This is a genomic window from Schleiferilactobacillus shenzhenensis LY-73, assembly GCF_000469325.1.
In the GTDB taxonomy this organism is placed as follows: domain Bacteria; phylum Bacillota; class Bacilli; order Lactobacillales; family Lactobacillaceae; genus Schleiferilactobacillus; species Schleiferilactobacillus shenzhenensis.
Genome location: NZ_KI271631.1, coordinates 1 through 1690 on the forward strand (window position 1 = coordinate 1; position 1690 = coordinate 1690).

Sequence of the window (1690 nt, forward strand, 5' to 3'; positions counted from 1 at the left end):
CCTGGATAATGCACAGTTCAAAATAAATGCGGCGTAACCCGTTGGGCTGCGCCGCCGATACGTTATTGAGCATTTCACCCAGTGGGTGAAATGTCACGGGATCTCTGTGCTACACTTTAAGCGACTAAACCAAAGGCAGAGGAGAGATTCCATATGAATAACATACCGACAATGACGCTTGAATGCAACTCGAAGATGTCCGTTTCAGCGGATGGACCTGACGTTACGTCCCTCGGGGGAATGTTCAACGTCGCTGAATTCATGAACAAGATTCAGTTTCCGCAACTGGTCGATACCCTTTTCCACCCCGTGGATAAGCGCCGGTACTGCAAGTACACGAACACAGACCTCGTGTGCCACTATGCACTGCGCTTGATCGCTGGGTACGATAAAGATTCCGCGGCTAACCAGCTCGCCAATGATCCGTTGTTGAGCAATTTGGACTTTATCGGTCCAGTGCCCCACCAAACCGATATTTCACGTTTTATTACCCGAGTTGGCAATGATCAAAACGGCCGGCTTCAGTTACACTTGCTCAACTCAGCGTTGGCCAAGCAATATGAAGAGCAGGACCCGCATCGGCGGATCACCCTGGACATCGACTCGACCCACCTGGATACTTTTGGCAAGCAAGAAGGCAGTGCCTGGAACTCGCATTACAAAGCCTATGGTTATCACCCTTTCGTGGCGTATGATGCCCAAGCTAAGCTGCTGCTCAGCGCTGTCCTGCGCCCAGGAAACAATTACACGTCTCTGCACGCAGAGGATTACGTGGAAGCTCTCCAAAACGAGTATCCCAACCATCAGCTGCTCATTCGCGGCGATTCCGGTTTCGCCAAGCCGGCCCTCTACAACTCGGTAGAGGATCACCACAACCACTACGTGCTGGCTTTCAGCCACAACACCAAGATCAATAATGATGCGGTCGGTTTCTTCAATGCGGATACGGCGTTCCAAGCACAAGCAGCGCCCAAAACCAGATATTACGAGGAACAATACCTAGCCCACACGTGGGGTGGCCATAAACGCCGCATGATCATTTGCGCCGAGCAAGGGATCAATGAGACTGTGCCGCATTACCTCTACTACGTGACGAACATGACGGTACCCGCTCGCCGGGTCGTGGAAATTTATCGTGCACGCGGGACCATGGAGGATTACATCAAGGAAAGCAAGAACGGCTTTGCGATGGCCAAAACTGACAGTCACCGGATGGCCGACAACGAAGTACGCATGATGATGGGCGTTTTGGCTTACAACCTGACCCGCTTGATGGCCTTGCTCACCTTCCCGAAAAAGTGGCGAGACAAACTGGTGGCCACGCTGCGCACCCATATCTTTTACGTTGGTGCGGTGTTGACCAGCCACGCCCGCGGGCTTCATCTTAGCCTGGCGCAAAGCGATCCCGATGACGCCTTGATTTACCGGATCTGGAAAAAGATCCAACGGCTCGAATTCGTGGTATGACCACCACCCGTGCATGATAAATAACAGAATCAGCTGAGCAGAAGGTCTGCGAAAAACTCCCTTCGTGTACGTGAAAAACAGTTAGACACCCGTGACGAGCCCCGTCACTGCCCCATTTTTAGAAACCAGGCCCAAATCCCCAAAATTCAGCCGCTGATCTGGACCAAATCCGCATGATAAACCGAACTAATCCAGATTTTGGTCAAGCTGTGCATAATTCAGG

1 protein-coding gene is annotated in these 1690 nt (G+C 52.0%); it reads left to right on the top strand.

All coding sequences use genetic code 11. The features are described from left to right. Positions 1-153 precede the first annotated feature (153 nt). The gene (locus tag L248_RS15490) at positions 154-1467 is read left to right on the top strand and encodes an IS1380 family transposase (protein WP_081701356.1); all 1314 of its coding nucleotides are present in this window, start codon (positions 154-156) and stop codon (positions 1465-1467) included. The last annotated feature ends 223 nt before the right edge of the window (positions 1468-1690 follow it).

Coding starts and splice junctions, on each gene's coding strand:
- L248_RS15490 (WP_081701356.1), top strand. CDS start 154: ATGAATAACATACCGACAATGACGCTTGAATGCAACTCGAAGATGTCC.